Raw genomic sequence first — 12,933 nt, 5'->3', positions numbered from 1 at the left:
GTACGACCGGGTTTCCGAGTGGGGGGTGGGGCGCATGGGCTTCTGGGACGGCCTTTTTCCGGGGAGGGCGTGGGCGCAGTTCGATTCGGGCAGCGCCGCCAGCAACACCATCGACCTCACCAAACGCCGCCCGACGGTCTCCCTGACCAAACAGGGCGCCGCCACCGGCAATCTGCGCGTCAACCTCTCCTGGCGGATGCGCACCTCCGACATCGAGGGCCGCTCCCGGCAGAGCGGCCAGCTGCTGCGCCACCCCTCGAAGCTCTTCAAGCCCGAGGTCGTCCAGGCGCACACCCAGAGCATGGTCAACGTCGACCTGGACCTCGGCTGCCTGTACGAGCTGGCCGACGGCAGCAAGGGCGTCGTCCAGCCGCTCGGCGGCTTCTTCGGCTCGCTGAACGCCGCGCCGTACGTGAACCTGAGCGGCGACGACCGGTTCGGCGGCTCGTCCGGCGAGACGATATTCGTCAACCTCGACCACCGCGACGAGATCAAGCGGCTGCTCTTCTTCGTCTACATCTACGACCAGACCCCGGCCTTCGACCGCACCCACGCCAAGGTGACGCTCTACCCCAGCAACGGCCCGCGGATCGAGATCGAACTCGACGAGCGGGCCCCGCAGGCCCGCTCCTGCGCCGTGTTCAGCGTCGAGAAGGTCAAGGACGAGCTGATCGTCCGCCGAGAGGTGAAGTTCGTGTACGGCTTCCAGGCCGAGCTGGACCGGCTCTACGGCTGGGGTCTGCAGTGGGGGCGCGGCTACAAGACCAAGGCCTGACCCGTGGTGCTACGGGCGGACGAACTGCGGGCCCATCGGCGGCAGCCGGAAGTTCGGGTCGGGGGCGTGCGCGGCGGCAGCGGCGGGCTGCGGATAGCCGTACCCCGGGCGGTCGCCCGTGACCGGCTGCGGGTAGCCGTAGCCGGGCGGCGCGGACACCGGGGGAGCGGTCGGCTGCGGCGGCACGGTCAGCGGCGGCGGCGGTACGGGTCCGGGGCCGGCCGAGGGCGACTGGACGACCGTCGCGTCGAGGTCGACGACCGCGGCGCGATCCTGCGCCCGCGCCGGTGTGGAGCCGGAGTCCGGCGTCGTACCGGCCTCCTCCGTGCCCTCGTCGACCGAGATCCCGAAGTCGGTGGCGAGACCGACGAGACCCGTCGGATAGCCCTGCCCGACCGCGCGGAACTTCCAGCCGTCCCCGCGCCGGTACAGCTCGCCGCAGATGATGGCGGTCTCCTCGCCCGTCTCCGCCTTCACGTCGAACAGGGCCAGCGGCTCCCGGTCCGCCGCGGTCGCGTCGTAGAGGAGGATCCGCAGGTCGGAGACGCGGCCGAAGGTGCCGCCGTCCGAGGAGGCCGCGATCACCACCTGGTCGACCGACGGGTCGAGCCGGCCGAGCTCGGCCTCCACCGTGTCCGTCAGCCCCTCGGCCACCCGCTTCTTCGGCAGCCGGCGCACCAGACCCGAGGGATGGCGCGGCTGGTTGTAGAAGACGAAGTCCTCGTCGGAGCGCACGCGCCCGTCGGCACCGAGCAGCAGCGCGGAGGCGTCCACGTCAGGGACCCCGGGGCCCGGGGTCCAGCGGAGCACGGCCCGTACGGCCGCGGTGTCGAGAGGGACGTTGGAGCCCTTCAGCATCGCGTGCGTCATGACCGTCATCCTGCCTTCCCGCCCGCCCGCCGGACAACGCGGGGGCCGAACCGAACCGCGCGTCGTCCCACCTCGCGAAGTGCGAGGCTTGAGACGGATGCAGACGAGTTACCTGGATTTCATACACGAGGGGAACTAAGGACACCCGCACCTACGTACTATTACCGGCCACATGTTGTCAGGGCCAACCGAGGCAGTCCGGGGAGTCACATGCGTCATTTCGGGCACATCCCGGCCTCCGCGAGAGCCGGACTCTTCCACCAGGAGCCGGCCGAATTCACGGCGGACGCCCCCGCGAGCACGCTCGCCATGGCCCTCGGGGCCACCCTCTACAGCCCGGCGACCCGGCCGCGCCTCGCCGACGACGTGCGCAAACAGGCCGCACGCGGGGTCGTCTCCATGGTGCTGTGCCTGGAGGACTCCATCGCCGACGCCGACGTGGAGGCCGCCGAGAGCAACCTCGTACACCAGTTCGCAGAGCTCGCCAAGGGCGCCGAGGCGGACACCACCGGACTGGACGTACCCCTGCTCTTCATCCGGGTCCGGGAGCCCCACCAGATCACGGATCTGGTCAGGCGCCTCGGAGACACCGCCCGTCTGCTGTCCGGATTCGTACTGCCCAAATTCACCGAGACCAGCGGCCGGGCCTTCCTGGAGGCCCTCACCACCGCCGAGCGGTCGAGCGGCAGAAGACTCTTCGCCATGCCCGTCCTGGAGTCGCCCGAGCTGCTGCACCTGGAGACCCGCGCCGAGACCCTCGCCGGCATCGCCACCACCGTCGACAAGTACCGCCACCGGGTCCTCGCGCTGCGCCTCGGCGTCACCGACTTCTGCTCCGCATACGGACTGCGCCGCTCGCCCGACATGACGGCCTACGACGTCCAGCTCGTCGCCAACGTCATCGCCGACGTCGTCAACGTCCTCGGCCGCTCCGACGGCACCGGTTTCACCATCACCGGACCCGTCTGGGAGTACTTCCGGCTCGGCGAGCGCATGTTCAAGCCCCAGCTGCGCCGCAGCCCCTTCCTGGAAGGCCGCGCCGAGGACCTGCGCACCGCGCTCATCGAGCACGACCTCGACGGGCTGCTGCGCGAGATCGAACTCGACCGGGCCAACGGCCTGCTCGGCAAGACCTGCATCCACCCCACGCACGTGGTGCCGGTGCACGCGCTCTCCGTGGTCACCCACGAGGAGTACAGCGACGCGCAGGACATCCTGCGCCCCGAGCGCGGCGGGGGCGGCGTGATGCGCTCCGCGTACACGAACAAGATGAACGAGGTGAAGCCGCATCGCGCGTGGGCCGAACGGACCCTCATGCGCGCCGAGGTCTTCGGCGTCGCCCATGAGGACGTCGGCTTCGTCGATCTGCTCACCGCCGGCCTGGCCGGCTGACGGAAGGTGAACCGGAACGTGGTGTGGTCGGGAACGTGGGTCGCCGAGCGACTCGGCGTCGAACTGGACGGCGACGAGCAGCTCCCTGGCCTGCTGGGCCTCGCGCTGCGCCGCAACCCCAGGCGCGCGCATCTGCTGGTCTCCAACGTGCTCGGCAAGCACGTGCCGCAGCGGCCGAGCGTCGTCCACGGCGCGGGCTTCTCGCTCGGCCTGCGGGTGCGCGAGCTGCTCGGCGACGAGGAGGCCGCGCGGGCCGTCGTCCTCGGGTACGCGGAGACGGCCACAGGGCTCGGCCACTCGGTCGCCGACGGCCTCGGTCACGCCCCGTACCTGCACTCCACCCGGCGGCCCGTCGACGGCGTGCCGAGCGCCGGCGGCTTCGAGGAGTCCCACTCACACGCCACCTCGCACCTGCTGCTCCCCGAGGACCCGAAGCTGCTGGCAGGTGACGGCACCCTTGTCCTCGTCGACGACGAGTTCTCCACCGGCAACACGGTCCTCAACACCATCCGCGACCTGCACGAGCGCTACCCGCGCGAGCGGTACGTGGTCGTGGCCCTCGTCGACATGCGCTCCGCCGCCGACCTCGGCCGCCTGGAGGGCTTCGCCCAGGAGATCGGCGCCCGCGTCGACCTGGTGACCGGCGCGGCCGGCACCGTACGGCTCCCGGAAGGCGTCCTGGAGAAGGGGCAGGCGCTGGTCGCCGCCCACGAGACGGCCCACGAGCCCGTTCAGCCGCCCCGCACGGCCCCCGTACGGGTCGACCTCGGCTGGCCCGCCGACGTCCCTGACGGCGGCCGCCACGGCTTCCGCGCGCCCCACGCCGCCGCCCTGGACGAGGCCCTGCCCGCCATGACCGAGCGCCTGGATGCGGCCCTCGGCGGGGCGCGGCGGGTGCTCGTGCTCGGCTTCGAGGAGCTGATGTACGCGCCGCTGCGGCTCGCCGTCGCCCTGGAGCGGGCCGGACGGGACGTCTCGTACTCCACGACCACCCGCTCGCCCGTCCTCGCGGTCGACGACCCGGGCTACGCGATACGGACCCGGCTCGTCTTCCCGGCCCACGACACGCCCGCCGACGGCCCCGGCGAGCGGTACGCGTACAACGTGGCGGGCGCCGGATTCGACGCGGTCGTGGCCGTCGTCGACTCGGTCGCCGACACCCCGGAGCTGCACGCCGAGGACGGCCTGCTGGCCCAGCTGGCGGGCCACATCCCGTCGGTGGTGCTCGCGGTGGTCCCGTCGTACGTTCCTTCGCACGCATCCGCTCCCGCCACCGAAGCTCCCGAAAGGAGCTCCATGCTGCCCGAGCCCCTCCGCGGCCCCGCCTTCTCCTCGTACGCCCCCGAAGAGGTCGGCTGGCTGCTCCAGGACCTCTCGGACGTCGAGCTCGAGGCCCCGACCGAGGAGCGCGAGGAGGCCATCCAGAGCGGCGGCGCCCACTACGCCGAGTCGCTGCCGGTCGAGTACCAGCCGAGCGACCAGTACCAGGAGCTCTTCCACGCCGCCCTGGAGACCTCCGCCGCCCGGATCGCCCGCGCGGTCGGCACCGTCACCGAGACCGTCCTCGCGGAGAAGAAGGGCACGCCCGTGCTCGTCTCCCTCGCCCGGGCCGGCACCCCCGTCGGCGTCCTCATGCGCCGCTGGGCCCAGGCCAGGCACGGCCTCGAACTGCCCCACTACGCCGTCTCCATCGTCCGCGGCCGCGGCATCGACGCCAACGCACTGCGCTGGCTCGCCGCCCACCACGACCCGGCCGACGTCGTGTTCGTCGACGGCTGGACCGGCAAGGGCGCCATCACCCGCGAACTGGCCGATGCGCTCCGCGCGTTCCCCGGATTCGACCCGGAGATCGCGGTCCTCGCCGACCCCGGCTCCTGCGTCCGCACCTACGGCACCCGCGAGGACTTCCTCATACCCTCCGCCTGCCTCAACTCGACCGTCTCCGGCCTGATATCGCGGACCGTCCTGCGCGCCGACCTCGTCGGCCCGGACGACTTCCACGGCGGCAAGTTCTACCGCGAACTGGCCGGCGCCGATGTCTCCAACGCCTTCCTCGACGCCGTCGCCGCCCACTACGACGAGGTCGCCGAGGACGTCGACACCGCCGTCAAGGAGCTCCTCGCCGCCGACCGCACGCCCACCTGGGAGGGCTGGGCGGCCGTCGAGCGGATCAGCGAGGAGTACGGCATCCACGACATCAACCTGGTCAAGCCCGGCGTCGGCGAGACCACCCGCGTCCTGCTGCGCCGCGTCCCCTGGAAGATCCTCGCGAAGCGCGGCGCGGGCGCCGACCTCACCCACGTACGCCTCCTCGCCGAGCAGCGCGGAGTCCCCGTCGAGGAGGTCGACGGACTGCCGTACACCTGCGTGGGCCTGATCCATCCCCAGTTCACGAGAGGCGCCACGGGCGCCGACGGAAAGACGGTGGTCTCCCAGTGACTTCGGCGAACAGCACGGTGATGGTCGCGAGCGACCTCGACCGTACGCTGATCTACTCCTCGGCCGCGCTCGCGCTCGGCATGCCGGACGCGCAGGCGCCACGGCTGCTGAGCGTCGAGGTGCACGAGTCGAAGCCGCTCTCGTACCTGACCGAGGAGGCCGCCGGACTGCTCGAGCGGCTGGCCGCCGAGGCCGTCTTCGTCCCCACGACGACACGCACCCGCAAGCAGTACCAGCGGATCCAACTCCCCGGCACCGCGCCGGAGTACGCGATCTGCGCCAACGGCGGGCACATCCTCGTCGACGGCGTCGCCGACCGCGACTGGCACGAGTCCGTGCTGCGCCGGCTCGCGGAGGAGTGCGCGCCGCTCTCCGAGATCCGCGCGTACTTCACCGCTACCACCGACCTGTCCTGGGTGCGCAAGCACCGGGTGGCCGAGGACCTGTTCGCGTACCTGGTGGTGGAGCGCGAGCGGATGCCGGAGGAGTGGCTGAAGCGGTTCGGGGAGTGGGCGGAGGAGCGCGGCTGGACGGTCTCGCTCCAGGGCCGCAAGGTGTACGCGGTACCGAAGCCGCTCACCAAGAGCGCGGCGATGCGCGAGGTCGCCCGGCGCTGCGGCGCGGGCCTCGTCCTGGCCGCAGGCGACTCGCTCCTCGACGCGGACCTGCTGCTCGCCGCCGACCGCGCCTGGCGCCCGGGCCACGGCGAGCTGGCCGACACGTCCTGGACCGCCCCGCACCTCGACGTGCTGGCCGAGCGGGGCGTGGCGGCGGGGGAGGAGATCCTCCGCAGGTTCCGTACGGCGGTGGAGGAGCACAGGGCGTCGGTCACGCTGCCCGGGCAGCAGATCAAGGCCGGCCTGAAGAGTCAGTAGTGCGTCAGTAGTGCGGTTTTCCGCAGGGCGGGCGGTGGGGTGCTCGGACTAGCGTGACGGTTCATGACGAACGCACTGCGGACCGCGGAGGCGCCCGCCTGTGAGGAGGGGCGGGCGCGGGTCGTGGCGTACCTAGTCCGTTGGATGCGGCTTGGCTTCGGGCTGGGTTTCGGAGCCGCGACCGCCGTGCTGGAGCTGCTCGGCTGCCTCCTCGGCGGCCTCGCGCTGCTGCCCGTGCTCGCCTGGCCGCGCGGAAGACGGGCCGTGCTGCGCCCGGTGACCGCCGTCGCCCGCGCCCTCACCCGCCTCGAACGCGCGCGGCTCAGCCACCTCCTCGACATCCGCCTGCCCCCGGTCCACGAGGACGGCGCCGCCGCGCGGTACCTCGCCGCCCGCTGGCCGCTCGGCCTCCTCGGCGCGGTCGTGCTCGGCTGCGCCGCGTACGGACTCGGCCTGGGCACCTTCGTCTTCTACGGCTGGCTGATCACCGACATCAACCACCCCTGGCTGGTCGCGTTCAGCAGCGTCGGCGGGTTCTTCCTGCTCTTCCTCGCCGCCCAGGGCGGGCTCGGCGTCGTCGCCCTGGAGGACGGACTGGCCCGGTACTTCCTCGGGCCGCGCCACGCCGACGCCCTGGAGGCCCGGATCGCCCAGCTCGCGACGAGCCGGGCCGAGGTGATGGACGTCGTGCACGACGAGCGGCGGCGGATCGAGCGCGACCTCCACGACGGCGTCCAGCAACGGCTTGTGGCCCTCGGCATGCTGCTCGGCCGCGCCCGCCGGCTCAGGGCCCGGGACCCGGAGGCCGCCGACGCGCTGCTGCTCCAGGCCCACGAGGAGAGTCGGCGCGCGCTGGCCGAACTGCGCGAGGTGGCCTGGCGGGTGCACCCCGCCGTGCTCGACGAGGGCGGCCTGCGGGCGGCCCTTGAGGCGGTCGCCGAGCGGAGCCCGTTGCCCGTACGGCTCGGGTACGCCGTGGGGCGGCCGCTCCCGAGGGCGGTGGAGACGGTCGCGTACTTCCTCGTCTCGGAGGCGGTCACCAATGTGGTCAAGCACGCGGGCGCGACCCGTATCGACGTACAAGTAACCCTGGAGGATGAGGAGTTGAGCGTACGGGTGACGGACGACGGGGTGGGTGGCGCGGACGCGTCGGGCAGCGGCCTGAGCGGGCTCGCGAGCCGGGCGGCGGCGCTGGACGGACGGTTCGCGGTGGACAGCCCGGCGGGCGGGCCGACGGTCGTACGGGCGGTCCTGCCGTGCGCGTGATCCTGGCGGAGGACTCGACGCTGCTACGGGAGGGCCTGGTGCGGCTCCTCGCGGAGGAGGGCCACGAGGTGACGGCGGCGGTCGGCACCGGGACCGACCTCCTTGCGGCGGTCCGGGCGGACCCGCCGGACGTGGTCGTCGCCGACGTCCGGATGCCGCCCACGCACACCGACGAGGGGCTGCGGGCGGCCCTGGAGATCCGGCGGGAGCGGCCGGAGGTCGGGGTGCTCGTGCTCTCCCAGTACGTGGAGCGGCGGTACGCCACCGAGCTGCTGACGGGCGAGTCGGGCGCGGTCGGCTACCTGCTCAAGGACCGGGTGGCGCAGGTCGACGAGTTCCTGGACGCCCTGGAACGGGTGGGCGAGGGGCGGACGGCGTTCGACCCGGAGGTCGTCCGCAGACTGCTCGTCCGCACCACGCACACCGATCCGCTGGCGCGGCTCACGCCCCGGGAGGGCGAGGTGCTCGCGGCGATGGCCCAGGGGCACACGAACGCGGCGATCGCCGGCCGGCTGCACGTGTCGCGGAGCGCGGTGGAGAAACACATCAACGCGATCTTCGACAAGCTGGAGCTGACGGGCCGGGGCGAGGGCTACAGCAGGCGGGTGCTGGCGGTCCTGCGCTACCTGGGCAGCTAGTGGCTTGGGCCAGCCGCCTGGGCTAGCCGCAGCAGCCGCCCCCGCAGCACCCACCGCCACCGCCACCTTGGGAGGGCGCTCCTTGGGCGGTCCCACCGACGGCGACGGCGGAGAGGAGCTTGACGGTGTCCTCGTGCCCGGTGGGGCAGGAGGCGGGGGCGGAGGACTCGGCCATGGGCCGGTTGAGCTCGAAGGTGTCTCCGCAGGTGCGGCAGCGGTACTCGTAACGAGGCATGGTGACGAGGTTAGCGGTGTCCGCCGCTCTGGCCGCCGCCCCGGTCCTCCCGGATCTGCTCGACGACGTGGGCGGCGGAGGCGCGGATGGCTTCCAGCTCGGTGAGGAAGTGCCAGTAGTCGGGGTGGCGGCCTTCCTCCAGGGAGTGGACGGCCCGGTCGAGCCGTGCGACGGCGTCGTCGAGGGGGCGGGCGTGGCGGGGGTCGGGGGTGTGCCGGCCCGCCATGGCGAGGCGCTGGGCGTCGCGGACGGCGAAGCGGGCGCGGTCGATCTCGTCCTGCGGGTTCTTGGCGACGGCGTCGAGGCGGCGGAGCCGGTCACCGGCGGCGGAGACGGCCTCGTCGGTGGAGTTGAGCAGGGCGCGGGCGGTGGCGAGGAGGCTGGTGGCGTCGGGCCACCGTTGCTCGTCGCGGGCCTTGGCGGCCTCGGTGAGCTTCTCTTCGGCCTTGCGCACGGTCTCGGCGGCCTGGGCGGGCACGTACTGGAGGTCCTGCCAGCAGGCGGCGGAGAAGCGGCGACGGAGCTCGGAGAGGACGGGGTCGACGCCGCCGGCCCGGGTGGTGAGCGCCTCGGCGCGGGTACGGAGGGAGACGAGGCGCCTGCTGGTCTCGGCGGCCCGCTCGGGGAGGCGCTCGGCCTCGGTGCGGACGGCTTCGGCGTCGCGCAGGACGCGGTCGGCGCGCTGGAGGGTCTCGGCGACGCCGTGGCGCCCCGCGCCCTCGTTGAGCCGGGTGAGCTCGGGGCCGAGGCGGGCGAGCCGGGTGGCGAGGTCGTCGGCGCGGAGCCCGGACTCGCGGGCGGTTTCGAGAGCGGTGCTCGCGTTCCGGAGCGCCTGTCGCGCCCGCTCCACGGCGGGGGCGAGCCGGGCGAGCTGGGTCTCGGCCGTGTCGAGGAGCGGCCCGAGCCCCTGCTCGAACCGGTCGAGCTCGCCCTTGACCCGTACGAGCTCCTCCTTGGCGCGGGTCAGCTCGCCGCGGGCGCGGTTGGCGGTGGCCGCGTCGAGCTCGTCGCGGTCGAGGTCGTGGGCGTCGACGGCGGTGATGTAGGCGTGGCTGACCTCGTCGATCCGCCGGCCGAGGGCGGCGAAGCCGTCGACGGCCCGGCGGGCGCCGGGGGAGTCGTCGACGGCGGTGATCGTCTCGATGGAGATCCGCAGATCGCGCTGGGCGGTGTCCAGCTCGTAGAACGCGGCGGCGGCGTCGTCCTTGGCGGCCTGCGCCTCGGCCCGCTGACTCTCACCACGCCCGCCGAACCAGCGCCGGTTGCCGCCACTGGCGAAGGCGGCGGGCAGCAGACCGAGAACGAGCAGGGGCAACATGAGACCAAGCCGCACGGGAGCGGACCGTACCCCCGAATACACCCCTGCACCCCTACGGTGAGTAGCCGCCACGTCCCTCTCCCGCACTGTTGTCCGCCGTGCCCCGGTCCGGTTCATTCTCCCACCAGGTAAGGACGAACACACGGGCCCGTCAGTTCGCGGTACGGACGACGATTTCCCCGTTGTCGCTGCGCGCGGTCACGACATGGGCGCTGCCGTCGCGGGTGGGCACGTCGACCCGGACGCTCCCGTTGTCACTGCGCCCGTCGACGTCGTACGAGGCGTCGGGCAGGGCGATGTCGATCTCCCCGTTGTCACTGACGACATCAACTCTCCCGGGAACAGCACTGAGCACGATCCGCACGGCCCCGTTGTCGGACCGGGCGACGACCCGCCCGGAGGTGGTGCCGCCCTCGACGACGACCTCACCGTTGTCGCTGGTCAGATCGAGGGCCCCGGAGGAGCCCCGGACGAGGACGGCGCCGTTGTCGGACCGTACTTTCAGATCAGTCTCGAACCCCTCGGCGGTCACCTTCCCGTTGTCGTCCTCGACGCTGACGGCGACACCGCGGGGCACCTGGATCCGATGGACGGACCCACAGTCCGAGGCGAGGCCGTCACACTCGACCCGCAGGGTGAGCCGCCCGTCCTTGAGCCCCCAGGAGGCCTCGGGCCCGTTCCCCATGAACACCCACCCGTCGACCTGCCGACTGACCCGCACGTCCTTGATGTCGGCGGGCACGATCTCCAACTCGGAGTCGTCGGAATCGACGACGAGCGCGTCCCCGGAGAAGGCAAAACTCTTCTCCTCGACGGGCGCCCCGCCCACCTCGGCACTCCCACACCCGGCGACCCCGAACAGGACCACCCCGGCAACGCCCAACGCACGAACACGACGCACGACAACCCCCAGAACCCAAGAACGGACCCCTCAACCTACGCACCACCCCCCACCCACCACGATCCGGCGACCCACCCCCTCGAGGGTGGGGCTATCCCCCGTGAAGAACCGGTTTGCGGGACCCACCCATGGGCCATGTACGCTGTTGCCTCACTCCACGGGTGCGTAGCTCAGGGGTAGAGCGCTGCTCTTACAAAGCAGATGTCGGCGGTTCGAAACCGTCCGCGCCCACCAGTACGAAGGCCCCCTACCGATCTTGGTAGGGGGCTTTTGGTGTCCACGCGTCCCGCCTGGGGCTCACTCAGAGGTCGCGGTCGTCCGACGGGGCACTTTGACCCTGCCGTCGATGTGGCTGCCAAGGGATATCCGGGCCGGGGCGACCAACCAGGACCCGTGCCGGGGTCTGGTTGACTCCGTGGGGTGGGCGGGGTGTACTCCGGGGATGGTTGACGTGGGGGATGCGCCGGACGCTGAGGTGGGCGGCGTGATGACGGCTGAGCGGTATGTCGACAGTCGGTTGACGCAGTATCAGGAGTGGTACGACCTCAAGGCCACCAAGATGAAGGCCATGCATCTGCGTATGCGCACGCTGGCTGTTGTCGGTGGTGCGCTTGTGCCTGTGCTCGTCAATCTCGATCTTGGGTTCGCCAAGGTCACCGCCACCGTGCTCAGCCTTGTCGTCGTTGCCTCCGTGTCGTTGGAGAGCGTGTACAGGTATCGCGAGCAGTGGAAGAATTATCGGTCCACCGAGCAGCTTCTCGGGCATGAGCGGGTGTACTTCGCCGCCCGGGTCGGGCCCTATCACGGGCTCTCCGAGCGGGATTGCTTCACCCTTCTTGTCGCTCGTGTCGAGAAGGCCATCGCCAGTGAGAATTCGGCGACCCTGAATGTCATGACCCTTGGTGGGCAGGTTAGTGCCGATGTGCAGCAGAACGCCGGAGTGCCTGGGGCTCGGTCTCGCGGTCAGAGCTAAGCGTCGAAGTCGTATTCCAGTACGTACGACGCCGAGTCCAGCGTCATCTCGTTCAGCTCCACCGCGACCCCCTTCTCCGTGAACGCCGTACGGGCGATCAGGATCACCGGCGTTCCGAACTCCAGTGCCAGTCGCTCCGATTCGTCCGCCGTCGGCATGCGGCAGCGGATCTCCTCGCGGAAGTGGACCGGCTGGTGGCCCAGTTCGGCCAGCCGGGCATAGGTGCCGCCCGGGCCTGTGTCCTGGGTTGCGATCGGGGTGTCCTCGGTCAAGGCCGCCGGGAGGTATGAGACCGAGAGCAGGACCGGCTTGTCGTCCAGGATGAAGCGGCGGCTTCGGACGCACAGTGGGGCGCCGGTCGGGAGGCCCAGTGCCCCCGCCAGTCGCGCGTCCGCCGTCGTTCCGCCCACCTCGATCTGGTCCACCACCAGCGCGCGGTCCTCGATGTCCGCCGACCACACCGAACGGCCCGTGCCCCAGTGGTCCTGCGCGAGCCGGGGGATGCCCCGCCTGCGCAGCGGGCGGAACGTGCGCACGAAGACGCCGGCGCCCTTGCGGGCCTCAGCCAGGCCCTCGTTGCGCAGGACCGAGAGTGCCTGTCGGGCCGTCATCCTCGCCACCTCGTACGTGGTCATCAGATCGTTCTCACCGGGGAGCCGGTCGCCGGGGGCGAAGGCGCCTGACTGGATGGCGGTTCTCAACTCGTCGGCGATGCGCTGGTACTTGGGCCGACGACCGCTGTCCTGGTCAGTCATGGGTGGACCACTCCCTTCGTCTGCGGGACACCCTACGGCGCACTCCGGCGAGCTGGTGCACGCGTCTGCGCCGACGTGTGCGAGTGATCCATCCATCGGGGGACATCTCTAGAGATACGTTGACAGGGGGGAGCCGTCGGGCTTCTCTGGGTGTATCTCTAGAGATCCCTCGTTACGGGACGGAGGCATTCGTGCAGGCAACTCCCGAGGTCGGTGACCTCGTACGCGACACTGCCACCGGGCTTGTCGGCTTCTACGTCGACAACGTCGCCGGCCGCTATCTCATCCGGCCCGTCAGCGGCGGGCGTGAGTGGGAGGCCGATCCCCGGGACGTCCAGCTCGCCACTCCCATGCGCGAGCTTCGGGCCCGGGCCGCCGAGATCAACGCCAGGAGTCGGCGCGGGCTTACGTCGTAGACCCCGCGGGCTTATCTCGTAGCCCGTGATGTCGCGTAGCGGCAGGTCTCGTGGCGACCCCGAGGTCTCGTGGCAGCCCC

Annotated in this window: 13 protein-coding genes and 1 tRNA gene; 9 read left to right on the top strand and 5 right to left on the bottom strand. The window is 71.6% G+C overall.

The genetic code is table 11. The features are described from left to right. Positions 1 to 34 precede the first annotated feature (34 nt). A complete protein-coding gene (locus ACFWRO_RS23225) occupies positions 35 to 775 on the top strand; it encodes a Tellurium resistance (protein ID WP_384512967.1) in 741 nt (246 codons plus the stop codon). Between the two features lie 9 nt (positions 776 to 784). On the opposite strand, the gene ACFWRO_RS23220 is transcribed toward ACFWRO_RS23225, so the two are convergent. Then, positions 785 to 1,654 carry a TerD family protein gene (locus tag ACFWRO_RS23220; RefSeq protein WP_384512966.1) on the bottom strand — a complete coding sequence of 290 codons (870 nt, stop codon included), beginning with the start codon at positions 1,652 to 1,654 and terminating at the stop codon, positions 785 to 787. A gap of 201 nt (positions 1,655 to 1,855) precedes the next feature. On the opposite strand from ACFWRO_RS23220, the gene ACFWRO_RS23215 reads away from it, so the two are divergent. The 5 genes from ACFWRO_RS23215 (at position 1,856) to ACFWRO_RS23195 (ending at position 8,255) form a co-directional block, all read left to right on the top strand. Then, positions 1,856 to 3,037 (top strand): HpcH/HpaI aldolase/citrate lyase family protein, encoded by a 1,182-nt coding sequence (locus tag ACFWRO_RS23215; RefSeq protein ID WP_384512965.1) that lies wholly within the window; start codon positions 1,856 to 1,858, stop codon positions 3,035 to 3,037. Between the two features lie 18 nt (positions 3,038 to 3,055). Further along, positions 3,056 to 5,476: a phosphoribosyltransferase gene (locus ACFWRO_RS23210; RefSeq protein WP_384512964.1), complete on the top strand. Its 2,421-nt coding sequence runs from the start codon at positions 3,056 to 3,058 to the stop codon at positions 5,474 to 5,476. Between the two features lie 20 nt (positions 5,477 to 5,496). Next, on the top strand, positions 5,497 to 6,351 hold the full coding sequence (locus ACFWRO_RS23205) for an HAD family hydrolase (protein WP_384513034.1): 855 nt from the start codon (positions 5,497 to 5,499) through the stop codon (positions 6,349 to 6,351). Positions 6,352 to 6,495: 144 nt separating this feature from the next. Then, the gene (locus tag ACFWRO_RS23200) at positions 6,496 to 7,617 is read left to right on the top strand and encodes a sensor histidine kinase (RefSeq protein WP_384513033.1); all 1,122 of its coding nucleotides are present in this window, start codon (positions 6,496 to 6,498) and stop codon (positions 7,615 to 7,617) included. Then, positions 7,608 to 8,255 carry a response regulator gene (locus ACFWRO_RS23195; protein WP_384512963.1) on the top strand — a complete coding sequence of 216 codons (648 nt, stop codon included), beginning with the start codon at positions 7,608 to 7,610 and terminating at the stop codon, positions 8,253 to 8,255. Before ACFWRO_RS23200 ends, ACFWRO_RS23195 begins: the two co-directional genes overlap by 10 nt. A gap of 22 nt (positions 8,256 to 8,277) precedes the next feature. On the opposite strand, the gene ACFWRO_RS23190 is transcribed toward ACFWRO_RS23195, so the two are convergent. The 3 genes from ACFWRO_RS23190 to ACFWRO_RS23180 all read right to left on the bottom strand — a co-directional run bounded on the left by ACFWRO_RS23190 (position 8,278) and on the right by ACFWRO_RS23180 (position 10,637). Continuing rightward, the gene (locus tag ACFWRO_RS23190) at positions 8,278 to 8,490 is read right to left on the bottom strand and encodes a zinc ribbon domain-containing protein (RefSeq protein ID WP_384512962.1); all 213 of its coding nucleotides are present in this window, start codon (positions 8,488 to 8,490) and stop codon (positions 8,278 to 8,280) included. Positions 8,491 to 8,500: 10 nt separating this feature from the next. After that, entirely contained in the window at positions 8,501 to 9,880 is a 1,380-nt protein-coding gene (locus ACFWRO_RS23185) for a hypothetical protein (protein WP_384512961.1), read from the bottom strand. A 79-nt stretch (positions 9,881 to 9,959) separates the two neighbouring features. Then, positions 9,960 to 10,637: a DUF4097 family beta strand repeat-containing protein gene (locus ACFWRO_RS23180; protein ID WP_384512960.1), complete on the bottom strand. Its 678-nt coding sequence runs from the start codon at positions 10,635 to 10,637 to the stop codon at positions 9,960 to 9,962. Positions 10,638 to 10,868: 231 nt separating this feature from the next. Between ACFWRO_RS23180 and ACFWRO_RS23175 the strand changes: the two genes are divergently transcribed. Continuing rightward, positions 10,869 to 10,943, top strand: a tRNA-Val gene (locus ACFWRO_RS23175). A 208-nt stretch (positions 10,944 to 11,151) separates the two neighbouring features. After that, positions 11,152 to 11,682 (top strand): DUF4231 domain-containing protein, encoded by a 531-nt coding sequence (locus tag ACFWRO_RS23170; RefSeq protein ID WP_384512959.1) that lies wholly within the window; start codon positions 11,152 to 11,154, stop codon positions 11,680 to 11,682. On the opposite strand, the gene ACFWRO_RS23165 is transcribed toward ACFWRO_RS23170, so the two are convergent. Then, positions 11,679 to 12,437, bottom strand: coding sequence for a GntR family transcriptional regulator (locus tag ACFWRO_RS23165; RefSeq protein WP_384512958.1), 759 nt, complete (start codon positions 12,435 to 12,437; stop codon positions 11,679 to 11,681). The genes ACFWRO_RS23170 and ACFWRO_RS23165 overlap by 4 nt on opposite strands. Positions 12,438 to 12,628: 191 nt before the next feature. Here ACFWRO_RS23165 and ACFWRO_RS23160 point away from each other — a divergent pair, with 191 nt between their 5' ends. After that, positions 12,629 to 12,853, top strand: coding sequence for a hypothetical protein (locus tag ACFWRO_RS23160; protein ID WP_384512957.1), 225 nt, complete (start codon positions 12,629 to 12,631; stop codon positions 12,851 to 12,853). Positions 12,854 to 12,933 lie beyond the last annotated feature (80 nt).

Origin of the sequence: Streptomyces sp. NPDC058579 (genome assembly GCF_042718575.1) — a bacterium.
Classification (GTDB): domain Bacteria; phylum Actinomycetota; class Actinomycetes; order Streptomycetales; family Streptomycetaceae; genus Streptomyces.
The sequence above is the reverse complement of the archived record's forward strand: the minus strand, read 5'-3'. Positions and strand labels throughout refer to the sequence as shown.

Coding starts and splice junctions, on each gene's coding strand:
- ACFWRO_RS23215 (WP_384512965.1), top strand. CDS start 1,856: ATGCGTCATTTCGGGCACATCCCGGCCTCCGCGAGAGCCGGACTCTTC.
- ACFWRO_RS23205 (WP_384513034.1), top strand. CDS start 5,497: ATGGTCGCGAGCGACCTCGACCGTACGCTGATCTACTCCTCGGCCGCG.
- ACFWRO_RS23170 (WP_384512959.1), top strand. CDS start 11,152: ATGGTTGACGTGGGGGATGCGCCGGACGCTGAGGTGGGCGGCGTGATG.
- ACFWRO_RS23190 (WP_384512962.1), bottom strand. CDS start 8,490: ATGCCTCGTTACGAGTACCGCTGCCGCACCTGCGGAGACACCTTCGAG.
- ACFWRO_RS23220 (WP_384512966.1), bottom strand. CDS start 1,654: ATGACGGTCATGACGCACGCGATGCTGAAGGGCTCCAACGTCCCTCTC.
- ACFWRO_RS23225 (WP_384512967.1), top strand. CDS start 35: ATGGGCTTCTGGGACGGCCTTTTTCCGGGGAGGGCGTGGGCGCAGTTC.
- ACFWRO_RS23200 (WP_384513033.1), top strand. CDS start 6,496: ATGCGGCTTGGCTTCGGGCTGGGTTTCGGAGCCGCGACCGCCGTGCTG.
- ACFWRO_RS23165 (WP_384512958.1), bottom strand. CDS start 12,437: ATGACTGACCAGGACAGCGGTCGTCGGCCCAAGTACCAGCGCATCGCC.